Consider the following 23,180-nt stretch of genomic DNA (forward strand, 5'->3'; position numbering starts at 1 on the left):
GATGGAGGAGGCCCGGACCGCTTGACGCGGTCCGGGCCTCCTCCATGTGCTCTACCGACGGTTACGTGTGCGCCCGCAGCAGCGTCCGCATCGTCCGCATCGCCACCGACAGGTTGGCGAGGTCGAACGCCTCCGAGCCCTGGATCTCGTCCAGTGTCGTGCGGGCGCGGCCGAGGATCGGCGCGTTCTTCTCCTCCCAGGCCTTGAAGCGCTGTTCGGGGGTCGAGGTGCCGTTGCCGACGGCCAGGACGTCGGCGGTCAGCGCCGCGTGCGCCGCGTAGAGGTCCTCGCGGATGGAGGCGCGGGCCATGGACTGCCAGCGGTCGGCGCGGGGCAGCTCGATGATGCGGTCCATGAGCTGCGTGATGTGGAGGCGGTCGGCGAGGTCGTAGTACACCTCGGCGACATCCATCGGCTCCTTGCCCATGCGGTCGGCCACCGAGACGATGTCGAGCGCCGGGAAGGCAGAGGAGAACCCGGCCACGCGCGTGGCCAGTTCGTCCGGGACGCCCGCGCCGGTCAGCTCGTCGTGGATCCGCTGCCACCACTCCTGGTCCGCGCCGCGCAGCAGCTTCGGCAGCTGCTGCCAGACCAGCTCGACGCGCTCTGCGAAGAACTCCACCGTCTCGGCGAGCTGCAGCGGCTGGCGCCGGTTGTTGAGCAGCCAGCGCGTACCGCGCTCGACGAGCCGGCGCGAGTGCAGCCGGATCCTGGTCTGGACGGCGGCCTCGACCTTGTTGTCCAGAGCCTCGACCGCGTCCCACACCGGCGCCGAGCTGAAGATCCTGCGCGCCACGGTCTGGGCCCGGACGATCTCCTCGAGCGACGCCCCGGTCTCCTCGCGCAGCCGGTGCAGATACGTCGTACCGCCCGTGTTGACCGTGTCGTTGACCAGCACGGTCGTCACGATCTCCCGGCGCAGCGGGTGCCTGTCCATGTACTCGGGGTACGCCTCGCGCAGCGCCGTCGGGAAGTACGCGTCCAGCAGACTGCGCAGGTAGGGGTCGTCCGGCAGCGTGGTGTGCAGCAGCTCGTCGGCGACCGTGATCTTCGTGTACGCCATCAGCACGGCCGTCTCCGGGCTGGTCAAACCCTGGCCCTGGGCGAGCCGTTCGCGGATCTGGCGGTCGGTCGGCAGGAACTCCAGGGCCCGGTCGAGGTGGCCCTCGCGCACCAGGTGGCGGATGAACCGCTGCTGGGCGTGGAGCATGTCCTTGGACTGGGCGAGCGCGTTGGCGATCGCGGTGTTCTGCGCGTAGTTGTTGCGCAGAACGAGGCGGCCGACCTCGTCGGTCATCTCGGCGAGCAGCTTGTTGCGCTGCTTGACGGTCATGTCGCCGTCGGTGACCAGGCCGTTGAGCAGGATCTTGATGTTCACCTCGTGGTCGGAGGTGTCCACGCCCGCGCTGTTGTCGATCGCGTCCGTGTTGATCTTGCCGCCGGCCAGCGCGAACTCGATCCGGCCCAGCTGGGTCAGGCCCAGGTTGCCGCCCTCGCCGACGACCTTGACGCGCAGGTCGGCGCCGTCGACGCGGATCGGGTCGTTGGCCTTGTCGCCGACGTCCGCGTGGGTCTCGGTGGACGCCTTCACATACGTACCGATGCCGCCGTTCCACAGCAGGTCCACCGGCGCCTTGAGGATCGCCTTCATCAGGTCCGCCGGCGTCATCTTGGCGACCTTGTCCTCGATGCCGAGGGCCTCGCGGATGTGGGCGTTGACCGGGATGGCCTTGGCGGTACGGGGGAAGACGCCGCCGCCGGTGGAGATGAGGTCGGTGTTGTAGTCGGCCCAGCTGGAGCGGGGCAGGTCGAAGACGCGGCGGCGCTCGGCGTAGGAGGGGGCCGACTCGGGCTTCGGGTCGATGAAGATGTGCCGGTGGTCGAAGGCGGCGACCAGGCGGATGTGCTCGGACAGCAGCATGCCGTTGCCGAACACGTCACCCGACATGTCACCGATGCCGACGACCGTGAAGTCCTCGCTCTGGGTGTCGACGTCCAGCTCCCGGAAGTGCCGCTTGACGGACTCCCAGGCGCCGCGGGCGGTGATGCCCATGCCCTTGTGGTCGTAACCCGCCGAACCGCCGGAGGCGAAGGCGTCGCCGAGCCAGAAGTTGTACGTCTCCGCGACCCCGTTGGCGATGTCCGAGAACGTCGCCGTGCCCTTGTCGGCAGCGACCACGAGATACGTGTCGTCCTCGTCGTGCCGCACGACGTCGGCCGGGGGCACGACCTCGCCGGCCACCATGTTGTCGGTGATGTCGAGCAGGGCCGAGATGAACGTCTTGTAGCTGGAGATGCCCTCCGCGAGCCACGCGTCTCGGTCCACGCTCGGGTCCGGCAGCTGCTTGGCGACGAAGCCGCCCTTGGCGCCGACCGGCACGATGACGGTGTTCTTCACCATCTGCGCCTTGACCAGGCCGAGGATCTCGGTGCGGAAGTCCTCCTTGCGGTCCGACCAGCGCAGCCCGCCGCGCGCGACCTTGCCGAAGCGCAGGTGCACGCCCTCCACCTGCGGCGAGTACACCCAGATCTCGTACGCCGGTCGCGGCGCCGGCAGGTCGGGGATGGCCTGCGGGTCGAACTTCATGGACACGTACGCGTGCGGCTTGCCGCCCGCCGCCTCCTGGAAGAAGTTCGTCCGCAGCGTCGCCTTGATGACCGTCAGGAAGGACCGCAGGATCCGGTCCTCGTCGAGGGAGGCCACCTGGTCCAGGGCCGCGTCGACCTCTTCGAGGAGGGCGTCGACGATCTCGTGGCCCGCGCGCTGGCGGTCCGGCGACATCCGCGCCTCGAACAGGGAGACCAGCAGCCGGGTGGTGTGGACGTTGTTGCGGAGGGTGTCCTCCATGTAGTCCTGGCTGAAGGTGGAGCCCGCCTGCCGCAGGTACTTGGCGTACGCCCGCAGCACCATGGCCTGGCGCCAGGTCAACCCGGCGCTCAGCACCAGGGAGTTGAAGCCGTCGTTCTCCGCCTTGCCGGTCCAGGTGGCGGCGAAGGCGTCCTGGATGCGCTCGCGGCCGTCGTCGCCGAGGTAGTCCGCGCTCCCGTTCTGCGCCTTGGGCATGCGCAGGCCGAAGTCGTAGATCCAGGCGATGCTGCGGTCCGAGCAGCGCAGCTCGTAGGGCCGCTCGTCCATCACCTCGACGCCGAGCCGGTTGAGCACCGGCAGCACCGCGGAGAGGGTGATCGAGGCGCCCTTGCGGTAGATCTTGAACCGGCGCTCCTCGGGCGCCGCGCCCACCGGCTCGTACAGGCTGAGCGCGAAGTCCTTGCCGCTCTCGGAGTGGTCGTCGCTGAGCTGCTCCAGGTGGACCAGGTCGGCGACCGCGGCGCGCGGGGAGTGGTCGGCCTTGTAGCCCTCGGGGAAGGCACTGCCGTACCGGCGCAGCAGTTCGGCGGCCTTCTCCTCGCCGCACTCCGCGTTCAGCGCCTCGCCGAACGCGTCCGCCCAGGAGCGGGCGGCCTCGACCAGGCGGGCCTCGATGCGGTCCTTGTCGGCGTCGGACAGCTGCGGCAGCTCGGTGCCCTGCGGGACGCGGACCACGAAGTGCAGCCGGGACAGGATCGACTCGGTGTTCCAGGCCGTGAAGTCGACGCTGGTGCCGCCCAGTTGCTCCTTGAGGATGTCGATGATCCGCAGCCGGACGCCGGTGGTGTAGCGGTCGCGCGGGAGGTAGACGAGGGCCGAATAGTAGCGGCCGTACTCGTCCTGGCGCAGGTAGAGGCGCAGGCGCCGGCGCTCCTGCAGATAGAGCACCGAGGTGACGATGGACTGCAGCTCGTCGACCGGGGTCTGGAAGAGCTCGTCGCGCGGGTAGGTCTCCATGATCTGCAGCAGGTCGCGCCCGTCATGGCTGTTGGGCGAGAAACCGGCCCGGTCCAGGACCTCTTCGACCTTGCGGCGGATGACCGGAACCCGGCGCACCGATTCGGTGTACGCGGCGGACGAGAACAGCCCCAGGAACCGGCGCTCACCGATCACGTTGCCGTCCGCGTCGAACTTCTTGACGCCGATGTAGTCCAGGTACGACGGCCGGTGCACGGTCGAGCGGCTGTTGGCCTTCGTCAGCACCAGGAGCTTGTGCTCGCGGGCCTTGGCGCGCGCGTCGGCCGGCAGCCGCTCGAAGGACGGGCTGACCGGGTGGCTGTCGTCGCCCGCGTGCTGCGGGTCGGAGCGCAGGATGCCGAGGCCGGTGCCGGGCACGGCGGCCAGCGAGTCGTCGTCGCGCAGCTGGTACTCGCGGTAGCCGAGGAAGGTGAAGTGGTCGGCGGCCAGCCAGCGCAGCAGCTCGCGGGCCTCCTCGACGTCCTGCGCGCGCAGGTCGGAGGCGACGGGCTCCTTGGGCAGCTCCTCGGCCATGCGCAGTGCCGCGTCCCGCATCTTGTCCCAGTCCTCGACGGCCTCGCGGGCGTCGGACAGGACCCGCAGCAGGTCGGCGGTGATCTGCTTGAGGTCGTCGCGGTCGGTCTCGCGGTCGATCTCGACGTGGATCCAGGACTCGACGTGCCCGTCGTGCGGCAGCTCGCCGGCCGACTGCGCGGTGAGCACCTCGATGAGCTTGCCGGTGACGTCGCGACGGACGACGACCTGCGGGTGGATCACCACGTGGATACCGCGGCCCTGGCGGGTCAGTTCGTTCGTCACGGAGTCGACGAGGAAGGGCATGTCGTCCGTGACGACCTCGACGACGGAGTGGCTGCACGTCCAGCCGTTCTCCTCGACGGTCGGGGTGTGCACCCGCACGTTGGCCGTGCCCTGCGGGCGGTTCTCGGCCAGCCGGTAGTGCGAAAGGGCGGCTCCGAAGACGTCGACCGGCTCGCGGTCGCTCAGGTCCTCCGGGGCCGTGTGCAGGTAGTAGCGCTGGAGGAACGCGAGTACGGATTCGCTGTCCGGGGTGTCCGGATCGCCCTCGTCCGCCGTCCCGGTCGGTAGGTTCCCCCCGACCGGGCTGTTCTCAGCTACCCGAGCGGCCCTCTCCAGCAGCTCGGCCTTGGCTTCGTCCAGCTTGGTCTGCATTGTCCTCTGGCTCCTGTCGCGCGCCGTTGCGTGACGTAGAAGGAAGTACGGGGTCTTCCCCTGCGGCTCGACGCCACGGCCCGGGGTCTCCGGTCTGTTCCGACGCTATGCCGCAAGGTGAGAAGAGCGGGGGGTTATCAGCCAATGTTGGCGCCCCTGCCGGGTGTGACGCTGCTCTCGGCGGCGCCTCTTCCCGGGGGGTGCGCGGCGCCTCGGCGGCGCTCACGCCTCCGTCCCGCCCGCGCGGACCAGCGACCGCCGCCCGGACACGGATGTGGTCCGTGTTCACCGGGCGCAGGGCAGGGGCGACAGTGCCCCCGCGAGCTATCGCGCTGATCACGCCACCCAGGCTATCGCTCCCTGCGGGGGCCCCGTCATGAGCCGTATGTGTACAAAAGCAGGGGTGGAAGTTTGACGTTCTGCACAGGAGCGAAGTAGGCGCCGAGGGCGTATTCCGCGCGACGGCGGACGGTGCGGACGGCGCGGACAGTACGGACAGTGCAGACAGCAGTGACGGTGTGCGGTGAACTCCCCCATGAACTCCCTTCCTTCTCCGTTCGGCGCACGCCCCCTTGGCAAGCGCGCCCGACGGGGGCACGTTGCCGACATGACAGCCAAAATCCTGATCGTCACCGGCGACGCGGCGGAGTCCCTGGAGGTCCTGTACCCCTACCAGCGGCTCCGCGAAGAGGGCTACGAGGTCCACATCGCGGCCCCCACGCGCAAGCAGCTCCGGTTCGTCGTCCACGACTTCGAACCCGGCTTCGACACGTACACCGAGAAGCCCGGCTACACCTGGCCCGCCGACCTCGCCTTCGCCGACGTCGACCCCGGTCAGTACGCCGCCCTCGTCATCCCCGGTGGCCGTGCCCCCGAGTACCTGCGCAACGACCCCGAGCTGCGCAAGATCCTCAAGTCCTTCTTCGACGCGGACAAACCGGTCGCCCAGATCTGCCACGGCCCCCTCCTCACCGCGGCGATCGACAGCCTCCGTGGCCGCCGGGTCACGGCGTACCCCGCCCTTGAGCCCGACATGCAGGCCGCCGGAGCCACCTTCCAGGACACCGAGGCGGTCGTCGACGGCACCCTGGTCTCCTCCCGAGCCTGGCCGGACCACCCGGCGTGGATGCGGGAGTTCCTGACGGTGCTACGAGCGAAAACACCGGTGACCTAGGCGGTCGGCTGGGGCGGGGGTGGGTCGGCGGGGCCGGGGGTTTCTGGTCGGCGGGGCCGTTGGTTTCACCCCGCTCCCCCCGGAGGGCTACGCCGCTATTCGTTCCGCCTCCGCGACCGCTTCCGCCAGTGTGTCCACCACCGGTACGCCCACCGCCTCCAGGCTCGCCCGGCCGTGCGAACCGCCGGTGTAGAGCACGGCTCGCGCACCGACGTGCAGCGCGGCCACGGCGTCGTCGGCGGCGTCGCCGATCACCACCGTGCGCGCGGGCTCCACCAGCTCCAGTGCGCCCAGGTGGCGGACCATGTGCTCGGCCTTGCTGCCGCCGGAGGGCCCGATCCGCCCTTCGACGCGCAGGAAGTGCGGCTCGATGCCGAACCCCCGGACCAGCGGGACCAGTTCGGCGTGCCCGTACATGCTCAGGAGCGACTGACTGCGCCCCGCCGACCGCCAGCCGGCGAGCAGCTCCACCGCGCCGTCGGTCAGCCCGCACCCCACCCGGTGCTCGGTGTAGTACCGGTGGAAGGTCTCGTCCATGACCTCCCACTCGGCGTCGGTCGGCAGCCGCCCGAGCAGCCGCTCGTAGAACTTCGGCACCGGCACGCAGTACAGCGCCCGGTACCGCTCCATCGTGATCGGCTCCAGGCCCAGCTCGGCGAAGGCCGCGTTCGTCGCCCCGATGATCGCGTCGTTGTCGTGAAACAGCGTCCCGTTCCAGTCCCACACGATGTGGGCCCCTGTCTGCGTCCCCATGCCAAAAACGTACCCGTAGCCACTGACAATCAAGAGCCCGGCCACCGCCGGGGCCTTAGGGCCTGTCCGGCGGATCATCCCGGCGTCGCGGGCCTTGGCACGCACTCCCCCACTGCCTCAGAGGCGTGGGGGGGGACCCTCAGCCGCGTTGTCGTCGGTCGCCGACTCCCCCAGCCTCGGCTTCGCTCGGCCGGGGGACCCCCATCGCGTCGCCGCCCTCCTCCGCCTTGCAACCGCACGCACCAGACCCCGCTCGGCTCGGCCAAGAAGCACCGCACCTCACAGCCGACCCGATCCGCCGGACAGGCCCTAGTCCCCGAGCCCGACCAGGCTCGGGATCTCCTGCGTCGCGAACCACAGCAGCTCGTGGTCCTCGGCCCCGTCCACCACGAACTGCGCGTCGTCGTCCCCGCCGTCCGCCGCGCCGACCGCCTCGGCCGCGAGGGTCACATCAGTCTCCGCGTCGTCCGCGTCCACGTGCACGGCGGCCGCCTTGGCCAACGCCACGGTCCCGGCGACCCGCACCTCGCCCAGCGCCGCCGGATCGAGCCCGCGGTCGGGGTCGGCGACCGCCGCGCCGTCCGGCACATCGAGGGCCACGACGACCCGGCGCCGTACCGCCGCGGGATCCGCCGCCAACTGTCGCAGGGAGGCCAGCGCGGCCCGGTTCAGCGCCGCGTACTCCAGTTCCTCGATGTCGTCCGAGAGGTACCACTCGCGCAACGCGGGGGTGACGGCGTAGGCGAGGAACGGTCCGGTCGCCAACTCGCCCGTCTTGTACGCCTCGGCGAGACCGGAGAGGGTCAGGGGGACGTAGACGCGCATGGCCGGCTGCTTTCGGTCGGTGGGTTCCGCAGGGGTCCCGGGGAGGGCTGAGCGGCGCTTCCCGGAGGGCCTTCAGGATACGTGCGGGACTCGCGCCGGACTCGGTTGGAGTCCCCTTTCGAGTCCCCACCCGCACCGCGAAGGGCGTCCACCCCGGTCCTCGGAACTCACCCGGTGCACCCCGCAGATCACGGGGTTTTCCGCCCCCTCGATCACTCGGATAAGTGAACCTCCCGGCCACCCCGACCCGGGCCGACGCTTCCTTGCCCCGGCCGCCTCCGCCGCCGTACAAGATCCCCATCGCCAAAGTTACCGCCCGGTATGAACTGGGCCGAGCGAACGGGGACTCCCATGCACAAGGTCATGACCAGGGCACAGCACCGAACCGCCGGCCGCCCACCGGCCCGCCGCGACCCGAGCCGCCCCGGCGGCACCCCGCCCCGCACGCCGGGCGGAACCGCACCCCTCACGGCCCCCGACGGCGACCGCCCGCCGGGCTCCCGCGGAGGCACCCTCTCCCCGCGCACAAGGCCGACGGACGGCCGCCCACCGACGGGCCCGGGCAGGAGCACCACGACCGCCCCGGGCGCCGTCAGGGGGCCACGGGACACCACTGCTGCGGGCACGGTCACGCCCTCACAGGACACCGTTGCTTCGGGCACCGCCGCGCCGACCCGGGACGCCGTCGTGCCGAACCCGGCGACGCCGTCGCGGGACATCACGAGGGTGCCCACGGCGCGCACCGCCACCAACCCCGGCTCCGGCTCCGGCTCCGGCTCCGGCGCACGTCTCGCCACCCGCTCCGCCGCACACACCGCCACCGCCCTCCCCACGCACACCACCCCCGGCGCCGCTCCCTCCGCGCGCACCCCGGCCCACGCCCCGCCAGGCACCGTCCCCGCCCAGGCCCGGCGCCGGCCGCCCGCTCCGCAGCCCCGCCCCACCGACGTCTTCGCCGACCGGCTCCTGGCGGTGTTGAGCGGTCAGCGTCCGGTGCACTGGATGCTCCGGTACACCGCAGGCCGCGCCTACGACGAACTCGCCCTGCTCGCCGACCGCACGCCCCTGCGCACGCGTGGCGCCCGCCCCGTCGTCCGCGACATCGGCTACTTCGTCCCGCGCGAGGGCGCCATCGAGGCCTTCGCCCGGATCGGCGCCGGCGACCAACTGCGGGCCATGGCCTTCCGCCTGGAACAGGGCGCGGACCTGCGCTGGCGCTGCACGGCGGTGGAGATGGGCGGCCCGCGTCCGACACACCTCACGGACGACGACTGACCTCCGGTCCAGGGGCGCCATGCCCTGCCACCCGGCCCAGAGGCTCCTTGCCTCGCCCCCCGGCCCTGCCCTCGCCCCCGGCCCGACGCCGTGCGCCCCCCACCGCACGGCGAAGGGCCGGGCACCCTGGGGTGACCGGCCCTTCCTGCGTCACAGCGCTCCAAGCGCCGTCACATACTGCTCGTGGCTACTTCTTGCGGCGGCTGCGGCTGCGCGACTGCTTGCGGCGCTCCGCGCGCGTGAGGCCGTCCGCCTCGGAGCGCACCGGCTCGTCGTCACCGGCGAAGTCGCCCTCGATGGTGCCGCCTTCGCCGTCCACCGTCGGAGCGGAGAAGTGCAGGTTCCGGCGCGCCGGGGCGTCCAGGCCCTTGGCGCGGATCTCCGGACGGCCGTTCGCCTGGGCCGGCACCGCGTCCTGCTTGGCCATGTCGACCGGCGCCGCGTCCTCGACCGGGACCTCCTCGACCTGCTGCTCGACCTGGACCTCCAGGTTGAACAGGTAGCCGACGGACTCCTCCTTGATGCCCTCCATCATGGCGGTGAACATGTCGAAGCCCTCGCGCTGGTACTCGACCAGCGGGTCCTTCTGGGCCATCGCGCGCAGGCCGATGCCCTCCTGGAGGTAGTCCATCTCGTAGAGGTGCTCGCGCCACTTGCGGTCCAGGACCGACAGCACGACCCGGCGCTCCAGCTCACGCATGATCTCGGAGCCGAGCTGCGTCTCACGGCTCTCGTACTGCTCGTGGATGTCGTCCTTGATGGACTCGGAGATGAACTCGGCGGTCAGACCGGCCCGGTCACCGGCCGCCTCCTCCAGCTCCTCGACGGTGATCTTCACCGGGTAGAGCTGCTTGAAGGCGCCCCACAGCCGGTCGAGGTCCCAGTCCTCCGGGAAGCCCTCGGCGGTCTCCGCGCCGACGTACGCGTCGATTGTGTCGTCCATGAAGTGCACGACCTGCTCCTGCAGGTCCTCGCCCTCCAGGACGCGGCGGCGCTCGCCGTAGATGACCTCGCGCTGGCGGTTGAGGACCTCGTCGTACTTGAGGACGTTCTTGCGGGTCTCGAAGTTCTGCTGCTCGACCTGCGACTGGGCGGACGCGATCGCGCGCGTGACCATCTTGTTCTCGATCGGGACGTCGTCCGGCACGTTCGCCATCGACATCACGCGCTCGACCATCTGGGCCTTGAACAGGCGCATCAGGTCGTCGCCGAGGGAGAGGTAGAAGCGGGACTCGCCCGGGTCGCCTTGACGGCCGGAACGACCGCGCAGCTGGTTGTCGATACGCCGCGACTCGTGCCGCTCGGTACCGAGGACGTAGAGCCCGCCGAGCTCCTTGACCTCCTCGAACTCGGCCTTGACCGCCTGCTCCGCGTTCTTCAGGGCGGCGGGCAGGGCCTGGGCCCACTCCTCGATGTGCTCCTCGGGGTCGAGGCCGCGCTGGCGCAGCGCCGCCTCGGCGAGGTCCTCGGGGTTGCCGCCGAGCTTGATGTCCGTACCACGGCCGGCCATGTTGGTGGCGACCGTCACGGCGCCCTTGCGGCCGGCCTGGGCGATGATCGGGGCCTCACGGTCGTGCTGCTTGGCGTTCAGCACCTCGTGCTGGATGCCGCGCTTGGAGAGCTGCTGCGAGAGGTACTCGGACTTCTCGACCGACGTCGTGCCGACGAGGATCGGCTGGCCCTTCTCGTGCTTCTCCGCGATGTCGTCGACGACCGCCTCGAACTTGGCGACCTCGGTGCGGTAGATCAGGTCGGACATGTCCTTGCGGACCATCGGCCGGTTCGTCGGGATCGGGACCACACCGAGCTTGTAGATCTGGTGGAACTCGGCGGCCTCGGTCATCGCCGTACCGGTCATGCCGGACAGGCCGGGCAGCTCCTTGCCCGACTGGTCGTGACGCTTGTAGAGGCGGAAGAAGTTCTGGAGGGTGATCGTGGCGAGGGTCTGGTTCTCGTCCTTGATGTCCACCCCTTCCTTCGCCTCGATCGCCTGGTGCATGCCCTCGTTGTAGCGGCGGCCGGCGAGGATACGGCCGGTGTGCTCGTCGACGATCATGACCTCGCCGTCGAGGACGACGTAGTCCTTGTCCTTCTTGAAGAGCTCCTTGGCCTTGATGGCGTTGTTCAGGTAGCCCACCAGCGGGGTGTTCACCGACTCGTAGAGGTTGTCGATGCCCAGCCAGTCCTCGACCTTGGCGACCCCGGACTCGTGGATCGCGCAGGTGCGCTTCTTCTCGTCGACGTCGTAGTCGCCGCTCTCCTCCTCGCCCTTGAGGGGGTTGCCCGCCTCGCCGCGCTTGAGGCGCGTGACCAGCTTGGCGAAGTCGCCGTACCACTTGGTGGCCTGGTCGGCCGGGCCGGAGATGATCAGCGGCGTGCGGGCCTCGTCGACCAGGATGGAGTCGACCTCGTCGACGATGGCGAAGTTGTGGCCGCGCTGGACGAGCTCGTCCTTGGCCCACGCCATGTTGTCGCGCAGGTAGTCGAAGCCGAACTCGTTGTTCGTGCCGTAGGTGATGTCGGCCGCGTACTGCTCGCGACGCTGGGCCGGCGTCATGTTGGCGAGGATGCAACCGACTTCCAGGCCCAGGAACTTGTGGACGCGGCCCATCATCTCGGAGTCGCGCTCGGCCAGGTAGTCGTTGACCGTGATCAGGTGAACGCCCTTGCCGGACAGCGCGTTCAGGTACGCGGGCAAGGTGCCGACGAGGGTCTTGCCCTCGCCGGTCTTCATCTCGGCCACGTAGCCGAGGTGGAGGGCGGCGCCGCCCATCATCTGCACGTCGTAGTGCCGCTGGCCCAGGACGCGCTTGGCGGCCTCGCGCACGGTGGCGAACGCTTCGGGAAGCAGGTCGTCCAGACTCTCACCATCGGCGTACCGCTGCTTGTACTCATCGGTGAGGGCCCGCAGCTCGGCGTCGGAGAGGTCGATGAAGTCCTCTTCGATGGAGTTGACCTGGTCCGCGATGCGGTGCAGCTTGCGCAGGATCTTGCCTTCGCCTGCACGCATGATCTTTGAGAGGACGGACACGGGGGTTGGTCTCCTTGCCGGTCGGGCCTGGCAGAGTCGGTTTCCTTGGACTTACTGAGCAACGGCCATCGTATGCGAGGACACCGCCAAGCCGGGAGGCCTGTCGCGACGACGACCTCTCAGTGCTTCGCGGGCTGCTTCAAATCTTCTTCAAAGGGAACAACGGCCGGGCCCCGCCGATGGTGCCGCGCCCCGCCGACGAATTGCGCGAATTGTGATCACCCGCTCACGGAGCGCTAAAAGATGGCGCTCTCGCGGGCGTTCCGAGCAGAATCGGCCGATGGAACCCGTGACACTCACGACGGCCCGCCTGCTCCTGCGCACGGTCGGTCCGCAGGACACCGACGCCGTGTACGCGGCCGCCCAGGACCCCGACATTCAGCGCTGGACCACGATTCCGTCTCCCTATCTGCCCGAGCACGCGCGGAGTTTCACGGAACAACTGGTCCCCGACGGCTGGGCGAACTCCTCCATGTTCACGTTCGGCGTCTTCCTTCCCGAAGGCGACCTGGTGGGCATGCTCAGTCTCTCGATGCGCTCCCTGGGGGTGGCCGAGGTCGGATTCTGGGGCGCCAAGGAGCACCGCGGCCACGGCTACACCACCGAGGCCGCCCTCGCCGCCTCCCACTGGGCCTTCACCCAGGTGTCGATCGACCGCGTCGAATGGCGCGCGGAGGTGGGCAACACGGGCTCCCGCGCGGTGGCGGAACGGGCGGGCTTCGTCGTCGAGGGCACGCTGCGCTCCTCGATCAACAACAAGGGCGTACGACGGGACTGTTGGGTGGGTTCCCTGCTGCCGTCGGACCTGGGACTGCCGTCGACGGCGCCGTATCTGCCGTCGCCCGCGTAGGACCGGTGCCTTCGTCGGGGCTGTGCTGTCGTCGTGCCACCGCGACAGACCCGCAGCTCACGCCGCATTGTCAGTGCCACCATCTATCGTGCGGACCATGACGACCCCGCGTCCTTTCACCGACCTCTCGGCAGACGAGGCCCGCCGTATCGCGCTGCGCGCCCAGGGCTTCCTGGGCACCCCCGACCGCAGGGCGGGCGTCCGGGGCGTCCTGCGCCATCTCGGCGCGGTCCAGTTGGACACGATCTCGGTCCTGGCCCGCTCCCACGAGCTGATCCCGTACGCCCGCCTCGGCGCGGTGGGCCGCAGGACGGTCGAGGACGCCTACTGGAAGACCGCGACCCCCGGCACGGCTCCGGCCCGGCCGCACGCCTTCGAGTACTGGTCGCACGCCGCGTGCATCCTCCCCATCGAGGAGTGGCCGCACTTCGCCTTCCGCCGCCGCGCCTACCGCGCCCGCCCGCACTGGAACCACGACCTCCCGGACGGCACCTACGACCAGGTCGTCAAGCAGCTCCGCGCCGAAGGCCCCCTCACGGCCACGGAGTTGGGCGGCGCCAAGCGCACCAGCGAGTGGTGGGACTGGTCGGGTTCGAAGGTCGCCGTGGAGCGCGCGCTGATGTACGGCGAGGTGGTGTGCGTGGAGCGCCGCGGCTGGAAGCGGGTCTACGACCTCGCCGAGCGCGCGATCCCCGACGAGCTGCTGCACGACGACCTGGACGACGCCGAGTGCGTACGCCGCCTGGTCGCCCTCGCGGGCCAGTCCCTGGGCGTCGGCACGCGCGCGGACATGGCCGACTACCACCGCCTCAAGGGCGAGCAGGTCGACGCGGTCATCGCCGACTCGGGCCTGGTGCCCGTCACGGTGGAGGGCTGGTCCAAGCCGGCCTGGGCCGACCCGACGGCCCTGGAGACACCTCCGCGCGGCCGTCACCGCACCACGCTGCTGTCGCCGTTCGACTCCCTGATCTGGGAACGGGCGCGCACGGAGCGGATCTTCGGCTTCACCCACCGCCTGGAGGCCTACGTCCCCAAGCCGAAGCGCATCCACGGCTACTTCGCGATGCCGGTCCTCGCCGGCGGCCGTCTGGTCGGCCGGGTCGACCCGGCCCGCGAGGGCCAGACCCTGATCGCCAGGCAGGTCACCCTGGACGGCACGAAAGCGGTCCCGAAGGTGGCGGAGGCGCTCGTCGAGGCGGCCAGCTGGGTGGACTGCACGAACGTACGCGTGGAGCGAGTGGACGCCCCGGAGCTGCGCGAGCCTCTCATCCAGGAGGTGACTCGCGCACTGACCGCCGCGATGCGCTGACCGGGATCACGCGAGGCGCCGACCGGGGTCAGCGGATCTCGAGAATCTTCTCCCGCATCGCGTAGACCACGGCCTCCATCCTGGAGTGCAGCTGCAGCTTCTCCAGGATGTTGCGCACGTGGTTCTTCACGGTGTTCTCGGAGATGAACAACTCCTTGGCGATATCCCGGTTGTTCATCCCCGTGGCGACGAGCTTGAGCACTTCGAGTTCGCGGTCGGTCAATCGCGGTGCCGGCACCAGCCGGCGCTCGTCGGTGCGCTGGATCATCGACTTGAACTCGGTGAGCAGTTTCGACGCCATGGACGGACTGATCTGCGACTGCCCGTCGGCCACCGCGCGAATGGCGGTGGCCACCTCGTCCGTGGAGATCTCCTTGAGGAGATATCCGGTCGCGCCCGCCTTGATCGCGTCGTAGAGGTCGGCTTCCTCGTCGCTGATCGTCAGCATGATGATCTTCGCGCTGGGGGCCACCTCCTTGATGGAGGTGCAGGCCTCGATACCGCCCCGCTTGGGCATCCGCACGTCCATCAGGATGATGTCCGGCAGCAGGTCGGCGGCCTTGTCGACGGCTTCCGCGCCGTCCCCGGCCTCGCCAACGACCTGGATGTCCTCCTCGGCCGCGAGCACGATCTCCAGGCCGCGACGGAAGAGGGCGTGGTCGTCCACGACCAGGACCCTGATCGGCTCCTTGCGTGGTGTGCCCGCGTCCGGGCCCATGGCGACGATGCCGCCGTCGGCATCCCCGTCATGCATCGGTCCGAAGCTGTCCGCCATCGTTCCTCCCCCTGAAGGCTGTGGCCTGTGGTGCTGTGCCATCGCCAACCCAAGGCAACGGCCCACCGGTTGAGCCGCTGTGGCCATGATTCCATGCCTGGATGACAACGCGGTGACCGCGCGAGGCGCGAACTGGTCGCACACCGGTGCCCCTGGGGGCGCACACGCGCTCCAGGGGCACCGGCTCATCGGTCTGCGGGGCCGGTCAGCCGCCCAGCGTGCCCCCCGGCGCGGGGGGCTGCGCCTGGGCCACCATCGGGTCCGTGCTCAGGTGAATGACGCCGTAGTCGTAGGCGTGCCGCCGGTAGACGACACTCGGTTCCTTGGTCTCGGAGTCGACGAACAGATAGAAGTCGTGGCCGACCAGTTCCATCTCGTAGAGAGCCTGGTCGAGAGTCATGGGGGAGGCGACGTGGGTCTTCTCGCGGACGATGAGGGGGCCGTCACCCTTCACTTCCAGCGAGCCGATCTTCTTGGTGGGGATTCCGTCCGCCTCGTCCTCGTGGACGGGGTGGCCGTTCCCGTTGAGCGTCGCCGCGCCCGGGACGTGGTCGGCGACCTCTGCCGCCGGGATCCTGCGGGCACCGCGGCGCGAGAACCGCTTGTCGTGCTGCTTGCGCAGCCGGGCGTCCAGCTTCTCCGCCGCGAGGTCGAGCGCCGCGTACGGATCGTTGGCCGATGCCTCCGCCCGAATCACCGGACCGCGGGAGCGGAGCGTGATCTCCACTCGGTCACAACGGTCGGCCTGTCGGGGGTTCGGCTCCTTGGACACCTCCACGTCGAGGCTGATCACCTTGCCGTCGAGCTTCTGGATCTTCTCCAGCTTCAGCTTCTCGGCCACGTGCTTGCGGAACCGCTCGGGCACCTCGGTCTTGCGGCCCTTGACGACGATGTCCACGCAGAACTCCGTTCCCGGATAGCCCCGCTTCGCCTGCGGAGCATCTCCCTTTGCACCCGGTCCCGGTGAACCACCGGAACCTCGGACTCGGTGACTTCCACCTCCTCCTCCCCCACAGGCAAGATCTCCACCCCACCGGTGCGAGTGATTGTGCAAAAACCCGCAGCACGGCATTCCGATACGCGAGGTATGGCCTGCGCCTTTTCCTCACAACCGAACATATCTCGCCCGGACGGATGTCGTCACCCTCTACCGCCGCGTACCTCCGTTCTGGTGAATTGACCCTCTCATTACCTGCAACGATGCAAGTTTCCAGTCAGTTCCGGTTTATTCCGAAGGAATCAGGCGGCGCCGCGACCACAGCTGCGCAGATCAGGTCAACGGCGCCACTTGATCCACTCATACGTTGCCCACCGTCTGCCCGACTCAGCGCCGCGTACACGGACGAGTGCGGATCGGCGTGGGCGCGGCCCCGGGTCGCCGCCCGCACGGCCCGCGCCGCCTCCGTCAGCGAGGCGCCCGTGGTCAGGAGGTCGTCGACGAGCACGACCCGCCCTCCGCGCAACAGCCCCGCGCCGCCGGGCGCCACGGCCAGCGCGCCCGCGAGATTGTCCAGCCGCTGCCGGGAGTTGAGCCCCGACTGGTCGGCCACGGCCCGCTTCTGCCGCAGCACCGCCAGCACCCGCGCAGGGGTCCCGGTCCGCCGCAGCTCACCGGCCGCCGCGAGCGCGATCCGCCGCGCCGGGTCATGCCCGCGCGCCCGCACCGCCCCGCCCGCGGACGGAACGGGGACGAGCAGCACAGGAGAGCCCCCGCTCAGGCCGCCCCGGGCCCACGTCTGCGTACCGCCGGCCGGACGGCGCTGCGGCACGGCCCCGCCGACGCCCACCCCGACCGCCGACGACTCTGCCCCGCCGGTCCACTCCCCACCGAACCGCTCACAGCCGATCTCCCCCAACCCCGCCCGCACAGCCCCCGCCAGGGCTGCGCCCAGCGGTGCCGTCAGCGCCAGCGCGCCGCGCTCCTTGTGGGCCAGCAGCACGGCCCGCACCGCGTCCGCGTACCGGGCGGCCGCGTGCACCACGGGCAGCCCGGGCGGCTCCGGCACCGGTCGCACCCGGCACGGTGCGGCCCCGCTCAGGGCGGCACGGCACTCCGGGCAGAGCACCGTGCGAGGCCTCCCGCAGCCTCCGCACTCGGCCGGCAGCACCAGATCGGTGAGGTCCTGCCACCACCCCCGCATGCCCACCACTGTGCCAAGCCCCGAGCCGCCCGACCACCCCTGTGGATAACTCCCTGTGGACAACTCCTGGCTGTGACTGCAGCCGGGGCTGGGGCTATGGAGCGGGGCTAGGACCGGGGCCGGGGCCGGGGCCGGGGCTGGGGCCGGGGCCGGGGCTGGGGGGCTCACCCCGGATAGACCGGCGCCGTCCCGTCCGTGACCACCTTCTGCCACTGCGCCCCGGACCGGAGCCGCACGATCCCGTCCTCCGAGTACGCCACCAGCGGAAGCCGGTCGTCCTCGGCCGCCGTGAGCTCCTTGACGCCTGTCAGGGCCGCGGGCGCGGGCCCCTCCGGCGTGGAGCCGTCGATCTGGACGTACCGCATGGTCTGCACACCGCCCTGCTCCCGCCCGACCACCACGAGCCGGCTGTCCCCGGCCCACGACATGGCGGTGACGTCCTCCAACTCCGGTGTCGCGGAGCGCAGTTCCTGCACCCAGACCGTCGGCCGCTCGTCCTTGCCGCCCGTCTCGCCGGTCCGCTCGATCCGTCCGATGAGCAGCGAGGTCCGGTCGCCCTTGGCCACCACGAGCGCGATCCGCACCCCGTCGGCGGCCACCCGGACGTCCTGGATGCGTCCGTCCAGGCCGGGTGCCTTCACCACGATCGGCTCGCCCCTGCCCTGCTCCAGCAGGAGCAGGCGGGGGTCGGCGGGGTCGCGGTCGGCCACCCAGAGGTCGCCGTGCGCGTCCCAGCTGGGCGCCGTCAGCCGGTTCTCCTCCGTCGAGCCGTGGCTGGTCAGCACGGCGTCCCCGAGCGATCCGCCCGACACGAGGGAGGCGACGTACAGGTCCTTGCCGTCGTCGGCGACCCCGGCCGCGGACTGCTCGTCCCGCGACACGGCCACCGACAGCAGCGCCTTCCCGGTCTCTCCCAGCGCGCCCGGCACCGGGTCCGGCGCGGTGTTGGGATTCTCGGCCGACAGCCGCACCAGTCGCTTCTTGCTGTCGATGAAGTACAGGTAGGAGGGATGCTGCGCCGACGCGCGCGTGTCGACGAGGTCCCCCGGGTCGTCGCCGAGCGAGCACAGTCGCTTGCTGCCGGAGCGGAGTTCGACCGTGTCCACGATCGGGGTGAGGTTCTGCAGCGTGAACAGCAGCTGGGCCGCCATCTCGCCGCACTTCGCCGAACCGACCCGGGCGGCGTTCTCGTTCAGCGGCACGGTCAGCTTGTTCTGGTCGTCCGGCGTGAGCGCCTTGACGCCCTTCTTGAGCGCCGTACCCGTCGGGAAGCTCGTCCGGACCACCGGGTCGAGCCAGCGCGAGGGCCCGTTGAGCAGGGACCGCACCATCTCCGTCGTGGGGTCCACGTACCGGCGTACGTACACGGGGTCGGCGACCGCCGCCGTGTGCGCCTGGGTGTTCGCCGTGCTGTTCGACGCGAAGTAGTACTTGTTGACGGACATGTAGTTGCGCTGGAAGTCCGACTTCCCCATGACGACGCCCTGCGGCAGCCGGTCGATGCGCCACTGCTTGGTCTTCTTGTCCCGCGTCAGGTGCACCGGCGCGGCATAGGCCCCCTTGGCGGCCGCGTACGACTGCTGCTCGTCCACGGTGGCGACCTTGGTGCCGGTCAGTGTGAACGTCAGGTCGTTGGCGACCTCGTGCCCGATGGCCTCGGTGCCCGGACCGTTCTGCAGGACCGTGGTGGACAGCCCCGGCTGCCACGTCTGCGACGCCGTGCGGGTCAGGTACTGGCGCGCCGTCGAGTACCCCGGATCGTCGCTGGTCAGCGCCTCCAGGAAGCCCGACACGATGTCCGAGGGCTGAGCGTCGTCCTGGGGCGGCATGGCGAAGACCCGCACCTGGGTGTCCTGCCGGGGCGTGGACTCGACCCCGCGCAGATCCCCGCTGTCGGGCATCGAGGCGCAGCCCGCCAGCAGTACGACGCCGCAGGCGGCGTACGCCGTCGCGCGCGTGGCTCCCCGCCGAGCGCCCCCGTCGCCGTCAGCGCCCACGAGATGCCTCCCCTTGCTTGTTCGCGTCCCCCGGCCCGGCGTCCTGGCGGCCCGCGGTCTCGCTCCGCGCGCCGTCGGCGGCGGACGTCCCGTCCTGTCGTCGTGCGCCCGAGACGGGCCGGGGCACCACGCGCGCGCCGTTGCCGGGCAGCGCCGTCGGATCGGCCGTGGCCGTCGCACCGGTCAGCCGCGGCGTCATCGGTATCTGGTCCCCGGTCGGCTGCGCGGGCACGGTGGCGACCTTGTCACCGCCCGCGCGCGGCAGTCCGGCGTCGTCGAGTCCGCGGTGGCGCCGCGAGTCCTTGGGCTCCAGCGGTATCGGGGAGCCCCGCAGCGGCTCGTCCGCGGTCCGCGGCAGCGTCAGCCGGAACTGCGAACCGCCGCCCGGCTCGCCCCACGCCTGCAGCCAGCCGCCGTGCAACCGCGCGTCCTCCAGGGCGATCGACAGCCCCAGACCCGTACCGCCGGTGGTACGCGCGCGTGCCGGGTCGGCCCGCCAGAAGCGGCTGAACACGCGCGTGGCCTCGCCGGGCTTGAGCCCGACCCCGTAGTCGCGCACCGCGATCGCCACCGCCCCGCCCGCCGAGGCCAGCTTGACGACGACATCCTTGCCCTCGCCGTGCTCCACGGCGTTGACGACGAGATTGCGCAGCACCCGCTCCACACGCCGGGCGTCCGCCTCGGCCACCACGGGCTGCTGGTCGCCGATCACGCGTACGTGCGTCCCCTTGCGCTCGGCGAGCGGCGCGGCCCCGCTGAGGACCCGCCGGACGACCTCCCTGAGGTCTATCGGCTCGGCCTCCAGTGCCGCCGCGCCCGCGTCGAAGCGGCTGATCTCCAGCAGATCCGCGAGCAGCGTCTCGAACCGGTCCAGCTGGTCGGCGAGCAGCTCGGCCGACCGCGCGGTCATCGGATCGAAGTCCACGCGCGCGTCATGGATGACATCGGCCGCCATCCGTACGGTCGTCAGCGGCGTCCGCAGCTCGTGCGACACGTCCGACACGAACCGCCGCTGCATCCGTGACAGGTCCTCCAGCTGCTGGATCTTCAGCTGCAGGTTCTGCGCCATCTTGTTGAAGGCCTCACCGAGCCGCGCGATGTCGTCCTCGCCGGTGACCTTCATCCGCTCCTGCAGCCGCCCGGCCGACAGCCGCTCGGCGATCCCGGCCGCCATCCGCACCGGCGTGACGACCTGCCGCACCACGAGCCAGGCGATGGCCCCGAGGAGTACGACGACGAAGAGCCCGGCGGTCGCCAGCGTGCCCGTCACCAGACTCAGCGACTTCTCCTCCTGGGTGAGCGGGAAGAGGTAGTAGAGCTGGTACGGGTCACCGTTCGGGTCGTTGACCTGCTTGCCGATGACCAGCGCCGACTGGGACGCCTTGCCACCGTCCTTGTAGACGATGCGGGTGTAGCTCTGGGCGGCCGACGTGCCGTCGTTGATCTTCGCGCGCAGATCCTCGGGCACGCTCACCGTCGGGTCGACACCACCGGAGGCACGCGGACCGCGCCCGCCGCCGCTGTCGTCGCCAGCCGGGAGCGTGACCACGTCGAAGGCGCCCTGGCCGCCGCTGGACAGCGACGACACCAGATCGCTCATCCAGGCGATGACGTTCTGCGAGGAACGGTCGTCCGCGGTCGCCGCGGCACCGTCGTCCCCGGTCCCCGCGGCCGCCTCGTCGGCGCGCTGCTTGGCCACCGCGAAGCCGCCGGTGGCCTGGCTCTGGGAGGCCTTCACCTTGGCGTCCAGCAGACCGTTGCGGACCTGTCCGATGACGACGAAGCCCAGCAGCAGGACCACGCCCAGCGACATCAGCAGGGTGGTGACGACGACCTTGAGCTGGATGTTGCGCCGCCACAGCCGCATGACGGGCAGCAGCGGCCGGCGCAGCCAGCGCATGAACAGGCGGAGCACCGGGCTGCCCTGAACGCCGCCCTGAAGCAACCCGCCCTCCAGCAGGCTCCCCCAGCGGGAGCCCGCCGTCTCCGGGCCGACAGGCCGCCCCGCGCGGGCCCCACTGTGCCCGGACGTCGAAGCGGCACTGTCACCGGACATGTCAGCTCGGCCCTGCCTTGTAACCGACGCCTCGGACGGTCACCACGATCTCCGGTCGCTCGGGGTCCTTCTCGACCTTGGAGCGCAGCCGCTGGACGTGCACGTTGACCAGACGGGTGTCGGCGGCGTGCCGGTAGCCCCAGACCTGCTCCAGGAGCACCTCACGCGTGAACACCTGCCACGGCTTCCGCGCCAGTGCGACCAGCAGGTCGAACTCCAACGGCGTCAGCGCGATCGACTGCCCCTCCCGCTTCACAGAGTGACCGGCCACATCGATGACCAGATCGCCTATCGCCAACTGCTCGGGCGCCGGCTCCTCCGACCTCCGCAGCCGCGCCCGGATCCGGGCGACCAGCTCCTTCGGCTTGAACGGCTTCACGATGTAGTCGTCCGCGCCCGACTCCAGGCCCACGACGACATCCACCGTGTCGCTCTTCGCCGTGAGCATCACGATCGGCACCCCGGACTCCGCCCTGATCAGGCGGCACACCTCGATACCGTCCCGGCCCGGCAGCATCAGATCGAGCAGCACCAGATCGGGCTTGCTCTCCCGGAAAGCGGCCAGCGCCTTGTCGCCGTCGGCTACGAAAGACGGCTCAAAACCTTCACCACGCAACACAATGCCGAGCATCTCGGCCAGTGCGGTGTCGTCGTCGACGACAAGGACTCGTCCCTTCATAAACGACATCATCCCATTAGCTAATCGTTACCTGGCGTGACCTGGCACACAGCTCAGCAAGAGCCTCGGCCGTCACGGGCGAAACGGCGCCCTCTTCCGTGACGATCGCGGTCACCAGCTCGGGTGGTGTGACATCGAACGCCGGGTTGTACGCCTGTGTCCCCAGGGGTGCCACCGGAATCCCGCCTCCCGCTCCCATGACCGGCGCCTGGGGCGCGATGACCTCGGTCACCTCGTACCCCGGACGCTGTTCCACCTCGATGGACGCCCCGTCCGGCGTGTCCGGATCCACCGTGGTGATCGGTGCCACCACGATGAACGGCACATGGTGGTACCGGGCGAGCACGGCGAGCGGATAGCTCCCCACCTTGTTCGCCACCGAGCCGTCGGCCGCGATACGGTCCGCCCCGATCAGCACGGCGTCCACCTCACCGGCCGCGAACAGCGAACCCGCCGCGTTGTCCGTGAGCAAGGTGTACGCCATCCCGTTGCGAGCCGCCTCATATGCCGTCAGGCGAGCACCTTGCAGCAACGGACGCGTTTCGTCCACCCAGAGCCGTCGCAGCTGCCCCGCCCGATGCGCCGCGAGGGCCACCGCGAACGCCGTCCCCTCGCCGCCCGACACCAGCGCGCCGGTGTTGCAGTGCGTGAGAATCCGGTGTCCGCCACCGGGCAGCAGCTCGTCCAGCAGCGCCAGCCCGCGCTCGGCCATCCGGGCACTGGCATCGGCGTCCTCCTGGTGCAGCCGCTTCGCCGCGTCCAGCGCCGCCCGGGCGGCGAGCACGGAGTCCCCGCTCTTGGCGAACTCCGCCCGGTGCGCCGACCGGGCCCTGCTCACACCGACACCGAGGTTCACCGCGGTCGGCCGGGCTCCCGCCAGCACCGCGGCGGCCTCGTCCACGTCGTAGCCGCGAGCGGCGGCGAGCGCGACGCCGTACGCTCCCGCGATGCCGAGCAGCGGCGCCCCGCGCACGGCGAGTGTGCGGATGGCCTCCACCAGGGCGGAGGCGTCCGTGCAGACCAGTTCGACCTCCTCGGCCGGCAGCCTGGTCTGGTCGAGAAGGACCAGTACGGGGCCTTCGGGTGGCTCCTCCCATCGGATCGCCGGTAGCTCGGTGGGCCTGTGGTCCTCGCCGGTTTGCGCGTGCTGATCAGCCATGCGGTCAGTCTGCCCCTTACCGGGCCGACAATTGAAGGTGCGCAGCCCATACCGCGGCCGATACCCCGGTGACCACCCCATGGCACGATGGCTGCCAACCTGCCACCGCGACCGCGGACGGGCACCGTGAAGGAGCGAC

At 70.5% G+C, this 23,180-nt stretch carries 15 protein-coding genes; 4 read left to right on the forward strand and 11 right to left on the reverse strand.

The features are described from left to right. Nucleotides 1-61: 61 nt before the first annotated feature. Nucleotides 62-5,017 carry an NAD-glutamate dehydrogenase gene (locus tag ACIQI8_RS16885; protein ID WP_402350274.1) on the reverse strand — a complete coding sequence of 1,652 codons (4,956 nt, stop codon included), beginning with the start codon at nt 5,015-5,017 and terminating at the stop codon, nt 62-64. A gap of 607 nt (nt 5,018-5,624) precedes the next feature. Between ACIQI8_RS16885 and ACIQI8_RS16890 the strand changes: the two genes are divergently transcribed. After that, a complete protein-coding gene (locus ACIQI8_RS16890) occupies nt 5,625-6,191 on the forward strand; it encodes a DJ-1/PfpI family protein (protein WP_402350277.1) in 567 nt (188 codons plus the stop codon). 87 nt (nt 6,192-6,278) lie between these two features. Here the strand turns inward: ACIQI8_RS16890 and ACIQI8_RS16895 are convergent, their stop codons facing one another. Then, a complete protein-coding gene (locus ACIQI8_RS16895) occupies nt 6,279-6,944 on the reverse strand; it encodes an HAD family hydrolase (protein ID WP_402350280.1) in 666 nt (221 codons plus the stop codon). Between the two features lie 309 nt (nt 6,945-7,253). Further along, complete coding sequence (locus tag ACIQI8_RS16900) at nt 7,254-7,769, reverse strand: DUF6912 family protein (protein ID WP_402350282.1); 516 nt, start codon at nt 7,767-7,769, stop codon at nt 7,254-7,256. A 363-nt stretch (nt 7,770-8,132) separates the two neighbouring features. Between ACIQI8_RS16900 and ACIQI8_RS16905 the strand changes: the two genes are divergently transcribed. Beyond that, nucleotides 8,133-9,044 carry an Rv3235 family protein gene (locus ACIQI8_RS16905; RefSeq protein ID WP_402350285.1) on the forward strand — a complete coding sequence of 304 codons (912 nt, stop codon included), beginning with the start codon at nt 8,133-8,135 and terminating at the stop codon, nt 9,042-9,044. Nucleotides 9,045-9,231: 187 nt separating this feature from the next. On the opposite strand, the gene secA is transcribed toward ACIQI8_RS16905, so the two are convergent. Continuing rightward, nucleotides 9,232-12,075, reverse strand: coding sequence for a preprotein translocase subunit SecA (secA, locus tag ACIQI8_RS16910; RefSeq protein ID WP_402350288.1), 2,844 nt, complete (start codon nt 12,073-12,075; stop codon nt 9,232-9,234). A gap of 280 nt (nt 12,076-12,355) precedes the next feature. Between secA and ACIQI8_RS16915 the strand changes: the two genes are divergently transcribed. Then, nucleotides 12,356-12,925, forward strand: coding sequence for a GNAT family N-acetyltransferase (locus ACIQI8_RS16915; protein ID WP_402350290.1), 570 nt, complete (start codon nt 12,356-12,358; stop codon nt 12,923-12,925). 97 nt (nt 12,926-13,022) lie between these two features. Continuing rightward, nucleotides 13,023-14,234 carry a winged helix-turn-helix domain-containing protein gene (locus ACIQI8_RS16920; protein ID WP_402350293.1) on the forward strand — a complete coding sequence of 404 codons (1,212 nt, stop codon included), beginning with the start codon at nt 13,023-13,025 and terminating at the stop codon, nt 14,232-14,234. 28 nt (nt 14,235-14,262) lie between these two features. Here ACIQI8_RS16920 and ACIQI8_RS16925 read toward each other — a convergent pair whose 3' ends face one another. The 7 genes from ACIQI8_RS16925 to mtnA all read right to left on the reverse strand — a co-directional run bounded on the left by ACIQI8_RS16925 (nt 14,263) and on the right by mtnA (nt 23,041). Continuing rightward, nucleotides 14,263-15,009: a response regulator gene (locus ACIQI8_RS16925; protein WP_402350296.1), complete on the reverse strand. Its 747-nt coding sequence runs from the start codon at nt 15,007-15,009 to the stop codon at nt 14,263-14,265. A gap of 205 nt (nt 15,010-15,214) precedes the next feature. Continuing rightward, complete coding sequence (gene hpf / locus ACIQI8_RS16930; RefSeq protein WP_402350299.1) at nt 15,215-15,907, reverse strand: ribosome hibernation-promoting factor, HPF/YfiA family; 693 nt, start codon at nt 15,905-15,907, stop codon at nt 15,215-15,217. Nucleotides 15,908-16,223: 316 nt separating this feature from the next. Next, nucleotides 16,224-17,150 carry a ComF family protein gene (locus tag ACIQI8_RS16935; RefSeq protein ID WP_402350302.1) on the reverse strand — a complete coding sequence of 309 codons (927 nt, stop codon included), beginning with the start codon at nt 17,148-17,150 and terminating at the stop codon, nt 16,224-16,226. Nucleotides 17,151-17,314: 164 nt separating this feature from the next. Next, nucleotides 17,315-19,147: an LpqB family beta-propeller domain-containing protein gene (locus ACIQI8_RS16940; protein ID WP_402350305.1), complete on the reverse strand. Its 1,833-nt coding sequence runs from the start codon at nt 19,145-19,147 to the stop codon at nt 17,315-17,317. Continuing rightward, nucleotides 19,137-21,203, reverse strand: coding sequence for an MtrAB system histidine kinase MtrB (gene mtrB, locus ACIQI8_RS16945; protein ID WP_402350308.1), 2,067 nt, complete (start codon nt 21,201-21,203; stop codon nt 19,137-19,139). The genes ACIQI8_RS16940 and mtrB overlap by 11 nt, the downstream gene beginning before the upstream one ends. A 1-nt stretch (nt 21,204) precedes the next feature. Next, the gene (gene mtrA, locus ACIQI8_RS16950) at nt 21,205-21,894 is read right to left on the reverse strand and encodes a two-component system response regulator MtrA (protein ID WP_016438163.1); all 690 of its coding nucleotides are present in this window, start codon (nt 21,892-21,894) and stop codon (nt 21,205-21,207) included. Between the two features lie 4 nt (nt 21,895-21,898). Beyond that, complete coding sequence (mtnA, locus tag ACIQI8_RS16955) at nt 21,899-23,041, reverse strand: S-methyl-5-thioribose-1-phosphate isomerase (RefSeq protein WP_402350312.1); 1,143 nt, start codon at nt 23,039-23,041, stop codon at nt 21,899-21,901. Nucleotides 23,042-23,180 lie beyond the last annotated feature (139 nt).

The organism is Streptomyces sp. NPDC092369 (assembly GCF_044755245.1).
Lineage (GTDB): Bacteria > Actinomycetota > Actinomycetes > Streptomycetales > Streptomycetaceae > Streptomyces.